Genomic DNA, 16,637 nt, shown 5'->3' with positions numbered 1-16,637 from the left:
GACGATGGAAGCGAAAGCAATCCTGCGCACTGCGCGCATCTCCCCGCAGAAGGCCCGCCTGGTCGCCGACCAGGTGCGCGGTCTTTCCGCCGAGCGGGCGGTCAACCTGCTGAAGTTCTCGGATAAGAAGGCTGCCCACCTGATCAAGAAGGTGGTGGAGTCGGCGATCGCCAATGCCGAGAACAACCAGGGCGCGGATGTCGACGAGCTGAAGGTCAAGACCATCATGGTTGATGAAGGTCCGACCCTGAAGCGTTTCATGGCGCGGGCGAAAGGCCGCGGTACCCGCATCCTCAAGCGCACCAGCCACATCACTGTGGTTGTGGGCGCCGCCAAGTAAGCGGAAAGGAAAAGACGATGGGTCATAAAGTTCATCCGATTGGAATCCGCCTGGGTGTCTCCAAGGACTGGAATTCCAAGTGGTACGCCAACAAGGGCGAGTTCGCCGGTTACCTGGCAGCCGACCTCAAGGTTCGCGAAATGCTGCGCAAGAAGTTGGCGCAGGCGGGCATCAGCAAGATCCTGATCGAGCGTCCGGCCAAGACCGCGCGCGTGACGATCCACACCGCCCGTCCGGGCGTGGTGATCGGCAAGCGCGGTGAGGACATCGAGAAGCTGCGCAAGGAAGTGAGCGAGATGATGGGCGTCCCCGCCCACATCAACGTCACCGAAGTGCGCAAGCCGGAGCTGGATGCGCAGCTGGTCGCCGAGTCGATCGCGCAGCAGCTCGAGCGTCGCATCATGTTCCGCCGCGCGATGAAGCGCTCGGTCGGCAACGCGATGCGCCTGGGTGCCCTGGGCATCAAGGTCAACGTCGCCGGCCGCTTGAACGGTGCGGAAATCGCCCGTTCCGAGTGGTACCGCGAGGGCCGCGTGCCGCTGCATACGCTGCGTGCCGACATCGACTATGGCTTCGCCGAAGCCAAGACGACCTACGGCATCATCGGCATCAAGGTGTGGATCTACAAGGGCGAGATCTTCGATTTCTCCCAGGTTGGCCAGGAAAAGCAGGACGATTCCCCGCGCAACGATCGTAACGATCGCGGCGACCGTGGTGACCGTCCGTCGCGTCCGGCTCGTGAAGCGAGGTAACGGCAATGTTGCAACCCAAGCGAACCAAATACCGCAAGATGCACAAGGGCCGTAACGACGGCCTGGCATGGAGCGGCAACGCCGTCAGCTTCGGCGAGTACGGGCTGAAGGCCACTGCGCACGGTCAGCTGACCGCGCGCCAGATCGAAGCGGCGCGCCGCTCGATCAGCCGCTACGTCAAGCGCGGCGGCAAGATGTGGATCCGCGTGTTCCCGGACAAGCCGATCACCAAGAAGCCGATCGAAGTGCGAATGGGCTCCGGTAAGGGTAACGTCGAGTACTGGGTCGCCCAGATCCAGCCCGGTCGCATGATCTATGAAATCGAAGGCGTCGGCGAAGATGTCGCGCGCGAGGCGTTCCGCCTGGCCGCTGCCAAGCTTTCGGTGACCACCACCTTCGTCACCCGGACGGTACGCTGATGGACATCAAACAACTCCGCGAGAAGTCGGCTGACGATCTGAAGGCCCACCTGACCGATCTGCGCAAGGAGCAGTTCGCCCTGCGCATGCAGCAGGTCACCGGGCAGCTGCCGAAGACCCACGAAACCCGCCGGGTGCGCCGCGAGATTGCTCGCGTGAAGTACCTGATCGGCAGCACGAAGTAAGGATGGCCGCCATGAGCGACACTAACGAAAGCAAGACGCTGCGCACGGTCGAAGGCCGCGTCGTCAGCAACAAGATGGACAAGACCGTCACCGTGCTGGTGGAGCGTCAGGTCAAGCATGCGTTGTACGGCAAGTACATCAAGCGCTCGACCAAGCTCCACGCACACGACGCCGACAACGCCTGCAACGAAGGCGATGTCGTGCGCGTGACCGAGATTGCGCCGATGTCCAAGACCAAGAACTGGCGGGTGGTGGAAATCGTCACCCGTTCGGCCGAATAAGGGAGATCTGAATCATGATCCAGATGCAGAGCTACCTCGACGTCGCCGACAACTCCGGTGCCAAGGAAGTGATGTGCATCAAGGTGCTCGGCGGCTCCAAGCGCCGCTACGCGCACATTGGCGACATCATCAAGGTCACCGTCAAGGACGCGATCCCGCGCGGCAAGGTCAAGAAGGGCGAAGTCTACGACGCCGTCGTGGTGCGTACCCGCAAGGGTGTGCGTCGTCCCGACGGTTCGCTGATCCGCTTCGACGGCAACGCTGCGGTGTTGCTCAACAACAAGCAGGAGCCGATCGGCACGCGCATCTTCGGGCCTGTTACCCGCGAGCTGCGTTCCGAGAAGTTCATGAAGATCGTCTCGCTCGCTCCTGAAGTGCTGTGAGCGGAGGACATACACATGGCTAACCGTATCAAGAAGGGCGACCAGGTTGTCGTCACTACCGGCAAGGACAAGGGCAAGCAGGGCGAAATCGTCCGCGTCGACGGCGATCGGGTGATCGTCTCCAACGCGAACATCGTCAAGCGCCACACCAAGCCGAACCCGCAGGCAGGCGTTGCCGGCGGCGTGGTCGAGCGTGAAGCGTCGATCCATATCTCCAACGTGGCGATCGTCAACCCGGCAACGGGCAAGGGCGAGCGCGTTGGCTTCAAGGTGCTGGAGGATGGACGCAAACTGCGTGTGTTCCGCTCCAGCGGTGAGGCGCTCGACGCCTGAGGAATGACACAATGAATTCCCGTCTCGAAAAGATCTACAAGGAAGAAGTGGTACCGGCTCTGATGAAGAAGTTCGGTTACACCAATCCGATGCAAGTGCCGAAGCTGGTCAAGGTCACCCTGAACATGGGCGTGGGCGAGGCGGCGACGAACAAGAAGATCCTGGAAAACGCCGTGGCCGACATGGCCAAGGTCTCCGGCCAGAAGCCGGTCGTCACCAAGTCGCGTATCTCGGTGGCGTCGTTCAAGATCCGCGATGGCTGGCCGATCGGCTGCAAGACCACGCTGCGTCGCGCCAAGATGTACGAGTTCCTGGATCGCCTGATCAACATCTCGCTGCCGCGCGTGCGCGACTTCCGCGGTGTTTCGGGTCGCTCGTTCGACGGTCGCGGCAACTTCAACATGGGCGTGAAGGAACAGATCATCTTCCCGGAAATCGACTTCGACGCCGTCGATGCGATCCGCGGCATGGATATCGCCATCACCACCACCGCCAAGACCGACGCCGAAGCGAAGGCGCTGCTCGAAGCGTTCAAGTTCCCGTTCCGTAACTGATTGACAGCCGGGATTCGTGATTCGGATCCGGGATGGGAAGGGCGCTGCGCCCGCCACATCCCGGGTTCCGCAAATCTCCAATCCCCAATCTCGAATCCCGAGGATTTACAGATGGCAAAGACCTCCATGGTCAACCGCGACATCAAGCGGAAGAAGCTGGCGAAGAAGTTCGCCGACAAGCGCGACGCGCTGAAGAAGATCATCGCCGCCGACAGCTCGTCCTACGACGAGAAGGCCGACGCGGTGGTCAAGCTGCAGAAGCTGCCGCGCGATTCGTCGCCGAGCCGCCAGCGCACCCGTTGCGAGCTGTCCGGTCGTCCGCGCGCCGTGTACCGCAAGTTCGGCCTCGGCCGCAACATGCTGCGCAAGGCGACGATGAACGGCGACGTGCCGGGCCTGCGCAAGGCCAGCTGGTAACAACCGGCGGTCCCGGCTCCGTTCGCGGAGTCCGGGGCAGGGCGGTCGCCCGCCCGCTTGCTGTTCCGTCAACGAGTCCGACGCAAGTCGGACTTTTTGTCGTATAATCCCGCTCCTTGCCTGCGCCTGGCAGGGCGGGTTGCGGTAGGGCCCTGGCCTTCTCCAGGACGTTTCACGCTGCATATCACTGCTTCATTCCACAGCTTCACATCACAAGATTTTCGCGAAAGCGGATATCGGTGCACTCAAAGGTAGACACCATGAGCATGACTGATCCCATCGCCGACCTGCTGGTCCGCATCAAGAATGCGGCCGCGGTTGGCAAGCCGACGGTGAAAATGCCGTCCTCCAAGATCAAGGTAGCGATCGCAGAAGTGCTGAAGGCCGAAGGCTATATCGGCGACCTGCGCGTCAACCCGATCGAGAACAACAAGTCCGAGCTGGAAATCGTGCTGAAGTACTTCGAGGGCCGTCCGGTCATCGATACGCTCAAGCGCGTGTCCCGTTCGGGTCTGCGTCAGTATCGCGGTAAGGCCGAACTGCCGAAGGTTCTCGGCGGCCTGGGCGTTGCCATCATTTCCACGTCCAAGGGCATCATGACCGATGCGCAGGCCCGTCAGGCCGGCGTCGGTGGCGAAGTCTTGTGCTTCGTGGCCTAAGGGAAGGAGCAAGTAAATGTCCCGCGTAGCCAAGAAGCCGATTTCCCTCCCGAAGGGCGTCGAACTGAATGTCCAGTCCGAGCTGGTGAGCGTCAAGGGCCCGAAGGGCACCCTGTCGCTGCCGAAGCCGGCTGGCGTCGAAATCAAGCAGGAAAACGGTGTCGCCACGCTGTCGGCGAACGACCCGTCGCAGATCGCCATCACCGGTACCGTCCGCGCGATCCTGGCGAACATGGTGCACGGCGTGTCCGAAGGCTTCGAGCGCAAGCTCGAGCTGGTCGGCGTCGGCTACCGCGCCACGATGCAGGGCAAGGACCTGAGCCTGGCGCTCGGTTTCTCGCACCCGGTCGTGTTCAAGGCGCCGGAAGGCATCACCCTGACCGCCCCGACTCAGACCGAGATCGTGGTGCAGGGCGCCGACAAGCAGCGCGTCGGCGAAGTCGCCGCCAAGATCCGCGGTTTCCGTCCGCCGGAGCCCTATAAGGGCAAGGGTGTGAAGTACGCCGGTGAAGCCATCATTCGCAAGGAAGCCAAGAAGGCGTAATCCAGGCCGCTTTGCTGGGAGCCCGGCCATCCATGGCCGGATCTCCCGGACGAAACGCCCGGATTCCTTCAGCTTCCGTAGGACACAGACATGACCATCAACAAGAACATCGCCCGCCTGCGTCGCGCCAAGTCGACCCGTGCGCACATCCGCGAACTCGGCGTCGCGCGCCTGTCGGTGCTGCGCACCGGCCAGCACCTGTACGCGCAGGTCTTCACTGCCGACGGCTCCAAGGTGATCGCTGCGGCGAACACCCTGCAGGCCGACGTCAAGGACGGCCTGAAGAGCGGCAAGAACAGCGAAGCGGCCGTCAAGGTCGGCAAGCTGATCGCCGAGCGCGCCAAGGCCGCGGGCATCGAGAAGGTCGCTTTCGACCGCTCGGGCTACCGCTACCACGGCCGCATCAAGGCCCTGGCCGACGCCGCGCGCGAAGGCGGCCTGCAGTTCTGATCCTTGCGGGCGCGGCGTCCACGCCGCGCCCGACCTGCCGATGCGGGCTGCATCGGACCCTGGCGCGCCTTGTGTGCGCGTCCGGGGAACACGGTTCCAGTCAACAACTACAAGCGGCATGCAAGCCGTAAATCTTTCAACTACCAAGGAATACACAATGGCTGAAGAACAGCGTGCACCGCGGGGTCGTGATCGCGACCGCAACCGCGAAGAGAAAGTCGACGACGGCATGATCGAAAAGCTGGTCGCGGTCAACCGCGTCAGCAAGACGGTCAAGGGCGGTCGCCAGTTCACCTTCACCGCGCTGACCGTGGTCGGCGACGGCAACGGCAAGATCGGTTTCGGTTACGGCAAGGCGCGCGAAGTGCCGGTCGCGATCCAGAAGTCGATGGAATATGCGCGCAAGGGCATGCTCAACATCGATCTGAACAACGGCACCCTGTGGCACCCGGTGAAGTCCGGCCACGGCGCGGCGCGCGTGTTCATGATGCCTGCCTCGGAAGGTACCGGCGTCATCGCCGGCGGCGCGATGCGCGCCGTGCTGGAAGCGGTCGGCGTCAAGAACGTGCTGGCCAAGGCCGTCGGTTCGCGCAACCCGATCAACTTGGTGCGCGCCACGCTGCGCGGCCTGGAAGACATGCAGTCGCCGTCGCGCATTGCGGCCAAGCGCGGCAAGAAGGTGGAGGAACTCAACCATGGCTAATGAGTCCAACAAGACGGTGAAGGTGCGCCTGGTGCGCGGCCTTCGTGGTACCCAGTCGCGTCACCGCCTGTCGGTGCGTGCGCTGGGCCTGAACAAGCTCAACGATGTGCGTGAACTGAAGGACAGCCCGCAGGTACGCGGCCTGATCAACAAGGTTCAGTACCTCGTCCAGGTTGAGGAGTAAGCGACCATGACTTTGCATCTGAATGATCTGAAGCCCGCCGAAGGCGCGCGCACCGAGCGCACCCGCGTCGGTCGCGGTATCGGTTCGGGCCTGGGCAAGACCTGCGGCCGCGGCCACAAGGGTTCGTTCGCGCGTAAGGGCGGCGGCAAGATCAAGGCCGGCTTCGAAGGCGGCCAGACCCCCATGCAGCGCCGTCTGCCGAAGATCGGCTTCCGTTCCAAGATGGCCAAGGACACCGCCGAAGTGCTGTCCTACCAGCTCGACAACCTGCCGGAAGGCGAGATCGATTTCGCCGCGCTGCGCGCTGCGAAGCTGGTCCCGAGCACTGCGAAGAAGGCCAAGGTCGTCCTCAAGGGCGAGCTGAGCAAGAAGTTCGTGCTCAAGGGCATCGCCGCGACCGCCGGTGCCAAGGCGGCAATCGAAGCTGCCGGCGGCAGCGTGCAGGAGTAACACGCAGATGGCGCAGGCTGGCATGGGTAACCTCGGCGGCGGGCTTGGCAAGTTCACGGAACTTCGCCAGCGCCTGTTGTTCGTTCTCGGCGCATTGATCGTCTACCGCATCGGCTGCTATGTGCCGGTGCCGGGCGTCAATCCCGAAGCCATGCTTGCGCTGATGCAGGCGCAGGGCGGCGGCATCGTGGACATGTTCAACATGTTCTCGGGCGGCGCCCTGCACCGTTTCAGCATTTTCGCGCTGAACGTGATGCCGTACATCTCGGCATCGATCGTGATCCAGTTGGCCACGCACATCTTCCCGTCGCTGAAGGCGATGCAGAAGGAAGGCGAATCTGGCCGACGCAAGATCACCCAGTATTCGCGCATCGGCGCGGTGCTTCTGGCGGTGGTGCAGGGCGGCAGTATCGCGCTGGCGCTGCAGAACCAGACCGCACCGGGCGGTGCACCGGTGGTGTACGCGCCGGGCATGGGCTTCGTGCTCACCGCGGTGATCGCATTGACTGCCGGCACCATCTTCCTGATGTGGGTCGGCGAGCAGGTCACCGAGCGCGGCATCGGCAACGGCGTGTCGCTGATCATCTTCGCCGGCATCGTCGCCGGCCTGCCGGCGGCGTCGATCCAGACCGTGGAAGCCTACCGCGACGGCAACATGAGCTTCATCTCGCTGTTGCTGATCGTGCTGACCATCCTTGCCTTCACCCTGTTCGTGGTGTTCGTCGAGCGCGGGCAGCGGCGGATCACGGTTAACTACGCGCGCCGCCAGGGCGGCCGCAACGCGTACATGAACCAGACCTCGTTCCTGCCGCTGAAGCTGAACATGGCCGGCGTGATTCCGCCGATCTTCGCCTCGAGCATCCTCGCCTTCCCGGCGACGCTGTCGATGTGGTCGGGCCAGGCCGCCTCCAACAGCACCTTCGGCAGCTGGCTGCAGCGCATCGCCAATGCGCTGGGCCCGGGCGAGCCGGTGCACATGATCGTGTTCGCCGCGCTGATCATCGGTTTCGCGTTCTTCTATACCGCGCTGGTGTTCAACTCGCAGGAAACCGCGGACAATCTGAAGAAGTCCGGCGCGCTGATCCCGGGTATCCGTCCGGGCAAGGCCACCGCCGACTACGTCGACGGCGTGCTGACCCGCTTGACCGCCGCCGGTTCGCTGTATCTGGTGATCGTGTGCCTGCTGCCGGAAATCATGCGCGCGCAGCTCGGCACCTCGTTCCACTTCGGCGGCACCTCGCTGCTGATCGCGGTCGTGGTGGTGATGGACTTCATCGCGCAGATCCAGGCGCACCTGATGTCGCACCAGTACGAAAGCCTGTTGAAGAAGGCCAACCTCAAGGGTGGCTCGCGCGGCGGCGGTTTCGCCCGCGGTTGATTGCTATAATTTGACTTCCTTCGGTGAAGACGCCCCGGTTCCCGGGCGCAGTCTTCCCACTTGAAGGGCGGCCCATGCAGCGGTCTCGTGCGTGGGTGAGACGTGGTGGTCCTGCGCTGGAGTAGCGCGGGCGGCCGAGGTGGATCCTCACCCTGGCCAACGACGTCCGGCGCCGGAGCATGGGCACACTCCCCATGCCGGGCTTGCGGAACCGAAAGGTTCCACGGGCTTCCATGTAACCCGAGACCTTGCTAGACTTACAAGTTCACTTTTTGATCCATCCTGCCGGATGGCGCCACAGTGCGCCGTCGGGCCATCACTCAGTTGGAGAACCGCGTCATGGCGCGTATTGCAGGCGTCAACCTGCCAGCCCAGAAGCACGTCTGGGTCGGGTTGCAAAGCATTTTCGGCATCGGCCGTACCCGTTCGAAGAAGGTCTGCGAAGCCGCAGGCGTGACCTCGACCACCAAGATCCGTGACCTGTCCGAGCCGGAAATCGAGCGCCTGCGCCTCGAAGTCGGCAAGTACATCGTCGAAGGCGACCTGCGTCGCGAAGTGGGCATCGCCATCAAGCGTCTGATGGACCTGGGCTGCTACCGCGGCCTGCGTCATCGTCGTGGCCTGCCGCTGCGTGGTCAGCGCACCCGCACCAACGCCCGCACCCGCAAGGGCCCGCGCAAGGCGATCAGGAAGTAAGGGACAGACATGGCTAAGCCCGCAGCATCAAAAACCAAGAAGAAGATCAAGCGCGTCGTCACCGACGGCGTCGCCCACGTCCACGCTTCGTTCAACAACACCATCGTGACCATCACCGACCGTCAGGGCAATGCATTGTCCTGGGCGACCTCCGGTGGCGCTGGTTTCCGCGGTTCGCGCAAGTCCACGCCGTTCGCGGCGCAGGTTGCCGCCGAGAAGGCCGGGCGCGCTGCGCTCGACTACGGCGTGAAGTCGCTGGAAGTGCGCATCAAGGGCCCGGGTCCGGGTCGCGAGTCCGCCGTCCGTTCGTTGAACAACGTCGGATACAAGATCACCAACATCATCGACGTGACGCCTATCCCGCACAACGGGTGCCGTCCGCCGAAGAAGCGTCGCGTCTAAAGGAGCGATAAGAAATGGCTCGTTATATCGGTCCTACCTGTAAGCTCGCGCGCCGTGAAGGCGCCGATCTTTCCCTCAAGAGCCCGGCGCGTGCGCTGGACTCCAAGTGCAAGCTGGAGCAGAAGCCCGGCCAGCACGGCGCGACCGCCCGCAAGGGCAAGCTGTCCGACTACGCCACCCAGCTGCGCGAAAAGCAGAAGGTCAAGCGTATCTACGGTCTGCTGGAGCGTCAGTTCCGCAACTACTACAAGAAGGCCTCGACCAAGAAGGGCAACACCGGCGAGAACCTGCTGCAGCTGCTGGAAACCCGCCTGGACAACGTCGTCTACCGCATGGGCTTCGCCGTCACCCGCCCGGCCGCGCGCCAGCTGGTGTCGCACCGTGGCGTGCTGGTCAACGGCAAGTCGGTGAACCTGGCCTCGTACCAGGTCAAGGCCGGCGACGCGATCGCCCTGTCGGAAAAGGCGCAGAAGCAGCTCCGCGTGCAGGAAGCGCTGACCGTTGCCGAAACGCACGACCTGAACCCGTCCTGGGTCGAGGTCGATTCGAAGAAGTTCAGCGGCATCTTCAAGGCCGTGCCGGATCGTGCGGACCTGCCTGCTGACATCAACGAAGCGCTGATCGTCGAGTTGTATTCGAAGTAATCACATTGGAGAGCCTCCGGCAACGGAGGCTCGTCAGGAGAACCCGCAACATGACGGTTACCGCCAACCAGGTTCTGCGCCCCCGTGGGCCGCAGATCGAACGCCTTACCGACAACCGCGCCAAGGTCGTAATCGAGCCCTTGGAGCGCGGGTATGGGCACACGCTGGGCAATGCCCTGCGTCGCGTGCTGTTGTCCTCGATCCCCGGCTTCGCGATCACCGAAGTCGAGATCGACGGCGTGCTGCACGAGTACACCACGGTCGAAGGGCTGCAGGAGGACGTGCTGGATGTCCTGCTCAACCTCAAGGACGTGGCCATCCGCATACACACCGGTGACAGCGCCACGCTGTCGCTGTCCAAGCAGGGTCCGGGCACGGTCACTGCCGCCGACATCAAGACCGACCACAACGTCGAGATCCTCAACAACGACCACGTGATCTGCCACCTGACCAAGGACATGGCGATCAACATGCGTCTGAAGATCGAGCGTGGCTTCGGCTACCAGCCGGCCGCCGCGCGTCGCCGTCCGGACGAGGAAACCCGCACCATCGGTCGCCTGATCCTGGATGCGTCGTTCTCGCCGGTGCGCCGCGTCGCCTACGCGGTCGAATCCGCGCGCGTCGAGCAGCGTACCGACCTGGACAAGCTGGTCCTGGACATCGAGACCAACGGCACGATCGATGCCGAGGAAGCCGTGCGCACCGCCGCCGACATCCTCAGCGATCAGCTGTCGGTGTTCGGCGACTTCACCCATCGCGACCGTGGCGCGGCCAAGCCGGCCAGCAATGGCGTGGATCCGGTGCTGCTGCGTCCGATCGACGATCTGGAACTGACCGTGCGTTCGGCCAACTGCCTGAAGGCCGAGAGCATCTACTACATCGGCGATCTGATCCAGAAGACCGAAGTGGAGCTGCTCAAGACCCCGAACCTCGGCAAGAAGTCGCTGACCGAGATCAAGGAAGTGCTGGCCCAGCGTGGCCTGTCGCTCGGCATGAAGCTGGAGAACTGGCCGCCGGCCGGCGTCGCCCAGCACGGCATGCTCGGCTAAGCAGCCGCACCTGGCCGATGCCGCACCGGCATCGGCCACGGACGCTGCAGTCCGGTCATGGATGGCCGGGCAGGGCTCTACGGAGCCCGGGTAAGACCGCCAGGGACGGAAGCAGGGGCGCCTTCGCGGCGCCTCGCGCCGCATCAGTTGCACAACTACGCCGACGGGTCTTCAAGCCCGCGGCGTTGTCCGGTCAGGGACGGCCGGCTCGGACCATCCGCAGTCCATTGTTCAACGCCAGGACGGCGACAGCGATCTCCAGCAGTTTCAACTTTCCATAGGAACCAAGACCATGCGTCACCAGAAATCCGGCCGCAAGTTCAACCGCACCAGCGCCCATCGCCAGGCGATGTTCTCCAACATGGCGGCCTCGCTGTTCAAGCACGAGCTGATCAAGACCACCCTGCCGAAGGCCAAGGAGCTGCGTCGCGTCGCCGAGCCGCTGATCACCATCGCCAAGGTCGATGGCGTCGCCAATCGCCGTCTGGCCTTCTCGCGCCTGCGCGACAAGGAAGCGGTGGGCAAGCTGTTCGTCGAGCTGGGCCCGCGTTACCAGTCGCGTCCGGGCGGCTACCTGCGCATCCTGAAGTGCGGCTTCCGCGCCGGCGACAACGCGCCGATGGCGTACGTCGAGCTGGTCGATCGCCCGACCGCGATCGCCGAGGAAGTGGCCGAGTAAATCCGGCCCGCACCGCGTCAGCAAGAAGCCCGGCATGTCCGGGCTTTTTTGCGTCTGGACGGCGGCGGTTTGCGCCGCGCAGGCGCTGTCGCGTTCGCCGCACCCAGGGACGCACGGCACATGGTGGCGAGGCGGGCGATGGCGGATAATGCACTAACTGTTCATGTGAGCCCGACCCGATGAACCCGTTACGCTGGAGTTTCCGCGCGCAGTTCCTGTTCGGCTTTCTGATCTGTGCCGGGTTGCTGGGCTATGCGATCTACGTGCAGGTGCAGCTCGGCATCGAGCCCTGTCCGCTGTGCATCTTCCAGCGCATCGCGTTCGCCGCGCTCGGCCTGCTGTTCCTGCTCGGCGCCTTGCACGGGCCGGCCCGCAGCGGCGGACGCAAGGTCTATGGCGTGCTGGCGTTCCTGGCCGCGGCCGTTGGTGCCGGCATTTCCACCAAGCACGTGTCGGTGCAGCTGTTTCCCGATCCGATGGCCTCCTGCGGTCCGCCGCTGAGCTTCCTGCGCGAGACGATGGGGCCGTTCGAAGTGCTGCGCCGGGTGCTGACCGGGACCGGCGACTGCGGCAATATCGACTGGCGTTTTCTCGGCCTGTCGATGCCGATGTGGTGCCTGATCTGTTTCGTGGCGCTGGCGCTGTTCGCGCTGTATGCCGGGTTCAAGGCCCGGCGGCGCTCGCTGCACTGAGGTTTCCGCGTGCTGCGTCTTGTCGTGGGCTGAGAGGCAGCGCACCTGTAGGAGCGACTTCAGCCGCGACAGGTACTATCGGTAAGCCTCTGTCGCGGCTGAAGCCGCTCCTACACGGTGCTGCAGACGGTAAACGGATGACGTGAATCCGCGGGCAGCAGCGGCGCGGCCGCTGCGAACGATCGCGGCGCCGCACCCATCCATGCATCCAGGCCGGCCCGTCCTGCGGGCGCGGCCTGGCTGCGCACTTGCCTCAGAAATCCTGCTGCAGGCTCAGGTAGACGCCGCGGCGCGGCGCCCATTGCGGGGCGAACACGCCGATGCCGCCGCCGTCGCGCAGCTGGTAGGCGCGATCGAGCACGTTGAGCACCGCCACTTGCGCGTGCAGCGGATGCGCGCTGAGCGCGAAGTCGTGGCCGGCGCTGAGGTTCAGCTGGAAGTACGACGGCAGCTCGCCGCCGTTGGGCACGGTGTCGGTATCGGTGCGCAGGCCGCTGCCGAACAGATAGTTGGCGCCGATCCGGCTGGCGTCGTCGAGCGCGTAGCTGATGCCGCCGGACGAGGTGAACTTCTGGTCGTGGTCCAGGTGGATCCAGTTGTCGTAGACGTAGGCCAGCGCGTCCGGATCGAAGTTGTACAGGCTGGTCATGACCCGCTTGCCCATCGCCTTGCTGTAGGCGACGTTGAAGTAGGCGGTGACCGGCCCGTTGCTGTAGTCGGCGCTGAACTCCGCGCCGCGGATGCGGCCGTAGCGGTAGTTGAACGTGGAATACACGTAGGCGGCGCCGAACTGGCCTTCGTCCTGCAGGCGGTCGGCCTTGCGGTAGTAGGTGTCCAGGCCCAGGGTCAGGTGCTCGTTGACCACCTGCGAGATGCCCAGGTCGTAATAGTCGCTGCGCTCGCTCAGCGGCGTGGTCGCGCCGCCGGCGGTGGACTGCTGGTTGGTGGTGCCGTCGTACAGGGCGATGTCGCTGGTGGAGATCAGTTCGCTGGCCGGCGGGGTGAAGTAGCGCGCATAGCCGGCGTGCACGGTGGTGTCGGCGCTGGCCTGCCAGACCACGCCCAGGCGCGGGCTGAGCTGGCCTTCGGTGGTGCCGAACGCCTTGTAGCGGTCGCCACGCACGCCGTAGTTCACGGTCCAGTCGTCGCCGATCTTCCATTCGTCCTGCAGGTACACCGCGTAGGTGCTGGCGTGGAAGCGGCTGGCGTCGGGGATGAACACCGGCGTGTTGCTGGTCTGGTTGCCGTCGGCGTCGGCCGGGAACACATAGGAATTGTTGCTGGCGACGGCGTGCTCGAAATTGCCGTACACGCCGTAGCGCAGCGTGTGCGCGTCGCCGAGCGGGGTGGAGAAGTCGGCCTGCACGGTGTTGGCGCGGTTGCTGCGGTCCACCTGCGAGGCGACGCCGTTGAAGATCAGGTCGCCGGCGACGTCGGGCGAGAACGCGACGCTGCTGTAGCGCTGTCCGGCCGACAGCTGGTAGCTGGTGGCGCCGAGCGAACCCTGCAGCACCAGGGTGCCGAAGCGGGTGTTCTCGCGCTGGTTCTCGTCAAGCTTGGAGGAATCGAAATCGGTGGTGCCCAGATAGTCGTACGCCGGCGTCTGCCCCGGATTGTTCGGGATCTGGAAGCGGTTGTTGGCATAGCCGACCAGCAGGCTGAGCCGGGTGTTCTCGTCGATCAGGTAGCTGAGGTCGGCGAAACCTTTGCCCTGATGGGTCTTGTCGTGCTCGGGGTCGCGGCTGTTGACCGGATTCTCCAGGCCGAGCTTGTTCTGCTCGTAGTCGCCGGTGACGAACCAGCTCCAGCGGCCGCTGCTGCCCCACCAGGAGGCGTTCGGATTGAGCGTGCCGTAGGAGCCGCCGGTGATGCCGACGCTGCCGCCGTTGCCCAGTTCCACGCCGCTCTTGGTGGTGATGTCCACCACTGCCGCGGTGCGGTCGCCGAACTGCGCCGGCAGCGCGCCATCGAGCAGCTTGATGCTCTTGATCGTGCGCGGGTCCAGGCTCTGGCCGAAGCCGGAGATGGACTCGGGGATCAGCACGCCATTGATGCGGTACTGCAGATTGGCGTGGTCGCCACGCACGTGGATGCCGCCATAGGAGTCCTGGACCACGCCCGGGGCCTGCAGCAGCACCTGGTTGAGCGGGGTGGAGGCGCCCAGCGGCAGCCGCTCGATGTCCTCGGCGGTGATCGCGTACTGGCTGCTGCCGATGTCCGGCGACAGCGCGTTGCGCGCCGCTTCCAGCTTGGCGGTGACGGTGACCGCATCCAGGTCGGTGGTGCGTTCGGGACCAGTGTCGGCGCTAGCCGCATCGGCGGCGAAGGCGAGGCCGGGCGCGGCCAGCAGGACGAGGGCGATGGCGGCGGAGAGGGGGCGGGGCGTCATGGCGTAGGCGAGACCTGGGGAGGGGAAGGAAAAGATTTGTTATGTAATAACATTCTGCTTTCGCAGTGGCGTTGGCGTAGGCCGGAAGTCATGCCTGGCATGTGCGCTTTGCCTGCCGTTCATGTGCTTCACGCTGCTGCGGCCACGGCTGCGCAACCGCGTCACGCAGTGCTTTGCGTCGCGGCCTGGCTCTGCGAACATCGCAGGTTGCCAAGGAGTCCTTTCATGAACCTGTCCGTCCCCGCCGCCCCGCCCGAATCCGCTTCGCCGTCCTGGGCGCCCGCAAGCTGGCGCGGCAAACCCGCGCTGCAGATGCCGGTGTATCCGGACGCGCAGGCGCTGGAGGCGACGCTGGGCGAATTGCGCCATCTGCCGCCGCTGGTCACCTCGTGGGAGATCTTCGCGCTGAAGAAGCAGCTGGCCGAAGCGCAGGAAGGCAAGCGGTTCCTGCTGCAGGGCGGCGATTGCGCGGAGAACTTCAGCGATTGCGAGTCCGGCACGATCTCCAACCGGCTCAAGGTGCTGCTGCAGATGAGCCTGGTGCTGGTGCACGGCTTGCGCCTGCCGGTGGTGCGGGTCGGCCGCTATGCCGGCCAGTACGCCAAGCCGCGCTCGGCCGATACCGAGACCCGCGACGGCGTGACCCTGCCGAGCTACCGCGGCGACGTGGTCAACGGCCCGGAGTTCACCGCGCAGGCGCGCGTGCCCGATCCGCGGCGGATGATCACCGCGCACTCGCGTTCGGCGATGACGATGAACTTCGTGCGCGCGCTGATCGACGGCGGCTTCGCCGATTTGCACCATCCCGAGTACTGGAACCTGAGCTGGGTCGGCTACTCGCCGCTGGCCGAGGACTACCAGAAGATGGTGGCCTCGATCGGCGACGCGGTGCGCTTCATGGAGACGCTGTCCGGCGCGCAGCTGTACAACCTCAACCGGGTCGATTTCTACACCTCGCACGAAGCGCTGCTGCTACCGTACGAGGAGGCGCTGACCCGCGAAGTGCCGCGGCAGTGGGGCTGGTTCAACCTGAGCACGCATTACCCGTGGATCGGCATGCGCACCGCCGCGCTGGACGGCGCGCACGTGGAATATTTCCGCGGCATCCGCAACCCGATCGCGATCAAGGTCGGGCCGTCGGCGCAGCCGGACCAGTTGCTGCGCCTGATCGACGTGCTCAACCCCGAAGACGAACCGGGCCGGTTGACCTTCATCCACCGCATGGGCGCGGCACAGATCGCGCAGAAACTGCCGCCGCTGCTGGATGCGGTGAAGCGCGACGGCCGCCGCGTGCTGTGGGTGTGCGATGCGATGCACGGCAATACCGAGAGCACCAGCAACGGCTACAAGACGCGGCGCTACGACAACGTGCTGGGCGAGGTGGAGCAGTCGTTCGACATCCACGCTGCGGCCGGCACGCGGTTGGGCGGCGTGCACCTGGAGCTGACCGGCGAAGACGTCACCGAATGCACCGGCGGCGCGCGCGAGCTGACCGAGCGCGACCTGGAGCGGGCGTACCGCTCCAGCGTGGATCCGCGCCTGAACTACGAGCAGTCGCTGGAGATCGCGCTGGCGATCGTGCGCAAGCAGAACGGGCGCAGCGTGCCGTTGAGCACGGACTGACCGCGCGCTCCCTGGGTCACCGCAGCGGGCTTGCTGGTGCGCTGCGTGCGCCAGGTGCCGATGTCGTGGCGATGGCGCTCGTCGGCGCGCTTGAAGTCGTCGATATCCGACACCGCGAATGCAGCTGCAGCGCGCGTGTCGCGGCCTGCGATGGGGGGCTGGTTGGCGATGTCGGCGCCTCGGGGTCTTGGCAGGCGCCGCGGCTGCCGCATCCAGCTTCGGACGTAACTGAGGACGCACCATCTGCAGCGGCGGCCGCGGGCCGTTGGCGAGTTGCTTGTCGCCGCTCAGGAAGCACGCACGCTGCGATCGCGCACATCGGTCGTGGACTGCGCCAGGAACGGGGCGCCGCTCGCCCGCGATGCGCGTGTCGCGGATGTGCGCCGTGCGCACGCCTGGCGATGGTGCCGCGATTCGTGCCGCGGCACAGC

General features: G+C 64.9%; 24 protein-coding genes. 23 read left to right on the top strand and 1 reads right to left on the bottom strand.

Annotated elements, in window-relative coordinates:
* Positions 1-4 precede the first annotated feature (4 nt).
* The 22 genes from rplV to AB8810_RS18310 all read left to right on the top strand — a co-directional run bounded on the left by rplV (position 5) and on the right by AB8810_RS18310 (position 12,194).
* Positions 5-340, top strand: a complete 336-nt coding sequence (gene rplV / locus AB8810_RS18415; RefSeq protein WP_003470663.1) for a 50S ribosomal protein L22 — start codon at positions 5-7, stop codon at positions 338-340.
* Between the two features lie 17 nt (positions 341-357).
* Positions 358-1,092 (top strand): 30S ribosomal protein S3, encoded by a 735-nt coding sequence (gene rpsC, locus AB8810_RS18410; protein ID WP_003470660.1) that lies wholly within the window; start codon positions 358-360, stop codon positions 1,090-1,092.
* Between the two features lie 5 nt (positions 1,093-1,097).
* Positions 1,098-1,511, top strand: coding sequence for a 50S ribosomal protein L16 (gene rplP, locus AB8810_RS18405; RefSeq protein WP_003470657.1), 414 nt, complete (start codon positions 1,098-1,100; stop codon positions 1,509-1,511).
* Positions 1,511-1,696 carry a 50S ribosomal protein L29 gene (rpmC, locus tag AB8810_RS18400; RefSeq protein ID WP_039007513.1) on the top strand — a complete coding sequence of 62 codons (186 nt, stop codon included), beginning with the start codon at positions 1,511-1,513 and terminating at the stop codon, positions 1,694-1,696. Before rplP ends, rpmC begins: the two co-directional genes overlap by 1 nt.
* An 11-nt stretch (positions 1,697-1,707) precedes the next feature.
* On the top strand, positions 1,708-1,977 hold the full coding sequence (rpsQ, locus tag AB8810_RS18395) for a 30S ribosomal protein S17 (protein WP_179570572.1): 270 nt from the start codon (positions 1,708-1,710) through the stop codon (positions 1,975-1,977).
* Between the two features lie 14 nt (positions 1,978-1,991).
* Complete coding sequence (gene rplN, locus AB8810_RS18390; protein WP_003486699.1) at positions 1,992-2,360, top strand: 50S ribosomal protein L14; 369 nt, start codon at positions 1,992-1,994, stop codon at positions 2,358-2,360.
* A gap of 15 nt (positions 2,361-2,375) precedes the next feature.
* Positions 2,376-2,693 (top strand): 50S ribosomal protein L24, encoded by a 318-nt coding sequence (gene rplX / locus AB8810_RS18385; RefSeq protein WP_009607346.1) that lies wholly within the window; start codon positions 2,376-2,378, stop codon positions 2,691-2,693.
* Between the two features lie 11 nt (positions 2,694-2,704).
* Positions 2,705-3,247 carry a 50S ribosomal protein L5 gene (rplE, locus tag AB8810_RS18380; protein WP_145701692.1) on the top strand — a complete coding sequence of 181 codons (543 nt, stop codon included), beginning with the start codon at positions 2,705-2,707 and terminating at the stop codon, positions 3,245-3,247.
* A 111-nt stretch (positions 3,248-3,358) separates the two neighbouring features.
* Positions 3,359-3,664, top strand: a complete 306-nt coding sequence (rpsN, locus tag AB8810_RS18375) for a 30S ribosomal protein S14 (protein ID WP_179570573.1) — start codon at positions 3,359-3,361, stop codon at positions 3,662-3,664.
* Between the two features lie 260 nt (positions 3,665-3,924).
* Entirely contained in the window at positions 3,925-4,323 is a 399-nt protein-coding gene (gene rpsH, locus AB8810_RS18370) for a 30S ribosomal protein S8 (protein ID WP_003470646.1), read from the top strand.
* Positions 4,324-4,339: 16 nt separating this feature from the next.
* Positions 4,340-4,867 (top strand): 50S ribosomal protein L6, encoded by a 528-nt coding sequence (gene rplF / locus AB8810_RS18365; protein ID WP_179570574.1) that lies wholly within the window; start codon positions 4,340-4,342, stop codon positions 4,865-4,867.
* A 90-nt stretch (positions 4,868-4,957) separates the two neighbouring features.
* Complete coding sequence (gene rplR, locus AB8810_RS18360) at positions 4,958-5,317, top strand: 50S ribosomal protein L18 (protein ID WP_003470642.1); 360 nt, start codon at positions 4,958-4,960, stop codon at positions 5,315-5,317.
* Positions 5,318-5,474: 157 nt separating this feature from the next.
* Positions 5,475-6,020, top strand: a complete 546-nt coding sequence (gene rpsE / locus AB8810_RS18355; RefSeq protein WP_104557639.1) for a 30S ribosomal protein S5 — start codon at positions 5,475-5,477, stop codon at positions 6,018-6,020.
* Positions 6,013-6,204, top strand: a complete 192-nt coding sequence (rpmD, locus tag AB8810_RS18350; RefSeq protein ID WP_005408214.1) for a 50S ribosomal protein L30 — start codon at positions 6,013-6,015, stop codon at positions 6,202-6,204. Before rpsE ends, rpmD begins: the two co-directional genes overlap by 8 nt.
* Positions 6,205-6,210: 6 nt before the next feature.
* Positions 6,211-6,654: a 50S ribosomal protein L15 gene (rplO, locus tag AB8810_RS18345; protein WP_003470637.1), complete on the top strand. Its 444-nt coding sequence runs from the start codon at positions 6,211-6,213 to the stop codon at positions 6,652-6,654.
* A 7-nt stretch (positions 6,655-6,661) separates the two neighbouring features.
* On the top strand, positions 6,662-8,032 hold the full coding sequence (gene secY / locus AB8810_RS18340; RefSeq protein WP_179570575.1) for a preprotein translocase subunit SecY: 1,371 nt from the start codon (positions 6,662-6,664) through the stop codon (positions 8,030-8,032).
* A 339-nt stretch (positions 8,033-8,371) separates the two neighbouring features.
* Complete coding sequence (gene rpsM / locus AB8810_RS18335) at positions 8,372-8,728, top strand: 30S ribosomal protein S13 (RefSeq protein WP_145701687.1); 357 nt, start codon at positions 8,372-8,374, stop codon at positions 8,726-8,728.
* A 9-nt stretch (positions 8,729-8,737) separates the two neighbouring features.
* Positions 8,738-9,130: a 30S ribosomal protein S11 gene (gene rpsK, locus AB8810_RS18330; protein WP_179570576.1), complete on the top strand. Its 393-nt coding sequence runs from the start codon at positions 8,738-8,740 to the stop codon at positions 9,128-9,130.
* A gap of 14 nt (positions 9,131-9,144) precedes the next feature.
* Positions 9,145-9,774, top strand: coding sequence for a 30S ribosomal protein S4 (rpsD, locus tag AB8810_RS18325; protein WP_010340454.1), 630 nt, complete (start codon positions 9,145-9,147; stop codon positions 9,772-9,774).
* Between the two features lie 50 nt (positions 9,775-9,824).
* Positions 9,825-10,823: a DNA-directed RNA polymerase subunit alpha gene (gene rpoA / locus AB8810_RS18320; protein ID WP_003470629.1), complete on the top strand. Its 999-nt coding sequence runs from the start codon at positions 9,825-9,827 to the stop codon at positions 10,821-10,823.
* 292 nt (positions 10,824-11,115) lie between these two features.
* The gene (gene rplQ / locus AB8810_RS18315; RefSeq protein ID WP_003470628.1) at positions 11,116-11,502 is read left to right on the top strand and encodes a 50S ribosomal protein L17; all 387 of its coding nucleotides are present in this window, start codon (positions 11,116-11,118) and stop codon (positions 11,500-11,502) included.
* A gap of 179 nt (positions 11,503-11,681) precedes the next feature.
* Complete coding sequence (locus AB8810_RS18310; protein ID WP_191825075.1) at positions 11,682-12,194, top strand: disulfide bond formation protein B; 513 nt, start codon at positions 11,682-11,684, stop codon at positions 12,192-12,194.
* A gap of 253 nt (positions 12,195-12,447) precedes the next feature.
* On the opposite strand, the gene AB8810_RS18305 is transcribed toward AB8810_RS18310, so the two are convergent.
* Positions 12,448-14,583 (bottom strand): TonB-dependent receptor, encoded by a 2,136-nt coding sequence (locus AB8810_RS18305; protein ID WP_369914471.1) that lies wholly within the window; start codon positions 14,581-14,583, stop codon positions 12,448-12,450.
* A 225-nt stretch (positions 14,584-14,808) separates the two neighbouring features.
* Here AB8810_RS18305 and AB8810_RS18300 point away from each other — a divergent pair, with 225 nt between their 5' ends.
* A complete protein-coding gene (locus AB8810_RS18300; RefSeq protein ID WP_179570579.1) occupies positions 14,809-16,206 on the top strand; it encodes a class II 3-deoxy-7-phosphoheptulonate synthase in 1,398 nt (465 codons plus the stop codon).
* The last annotated feature ends 431 nt before the right edge of the window (positions 16,207-16,637 follow it).

Origin of the sequence: Xanthomonas sp. NCPPB 3005 (assembly GCF_041228095.2) — a bacterium.
Lineage (GTDB): Bacteria > Pseudomonadota > Gammaproteobacteria > Xanthomonadales > Xanthomonadaceae > Xanthomonas_A > Xanthomonas_A bonasiae.
The sequence above is the reverse complement of the archived record's forward strand: the minus strand, read 5'-3'. Positions and strand labels throughout refer to the sequence as shown.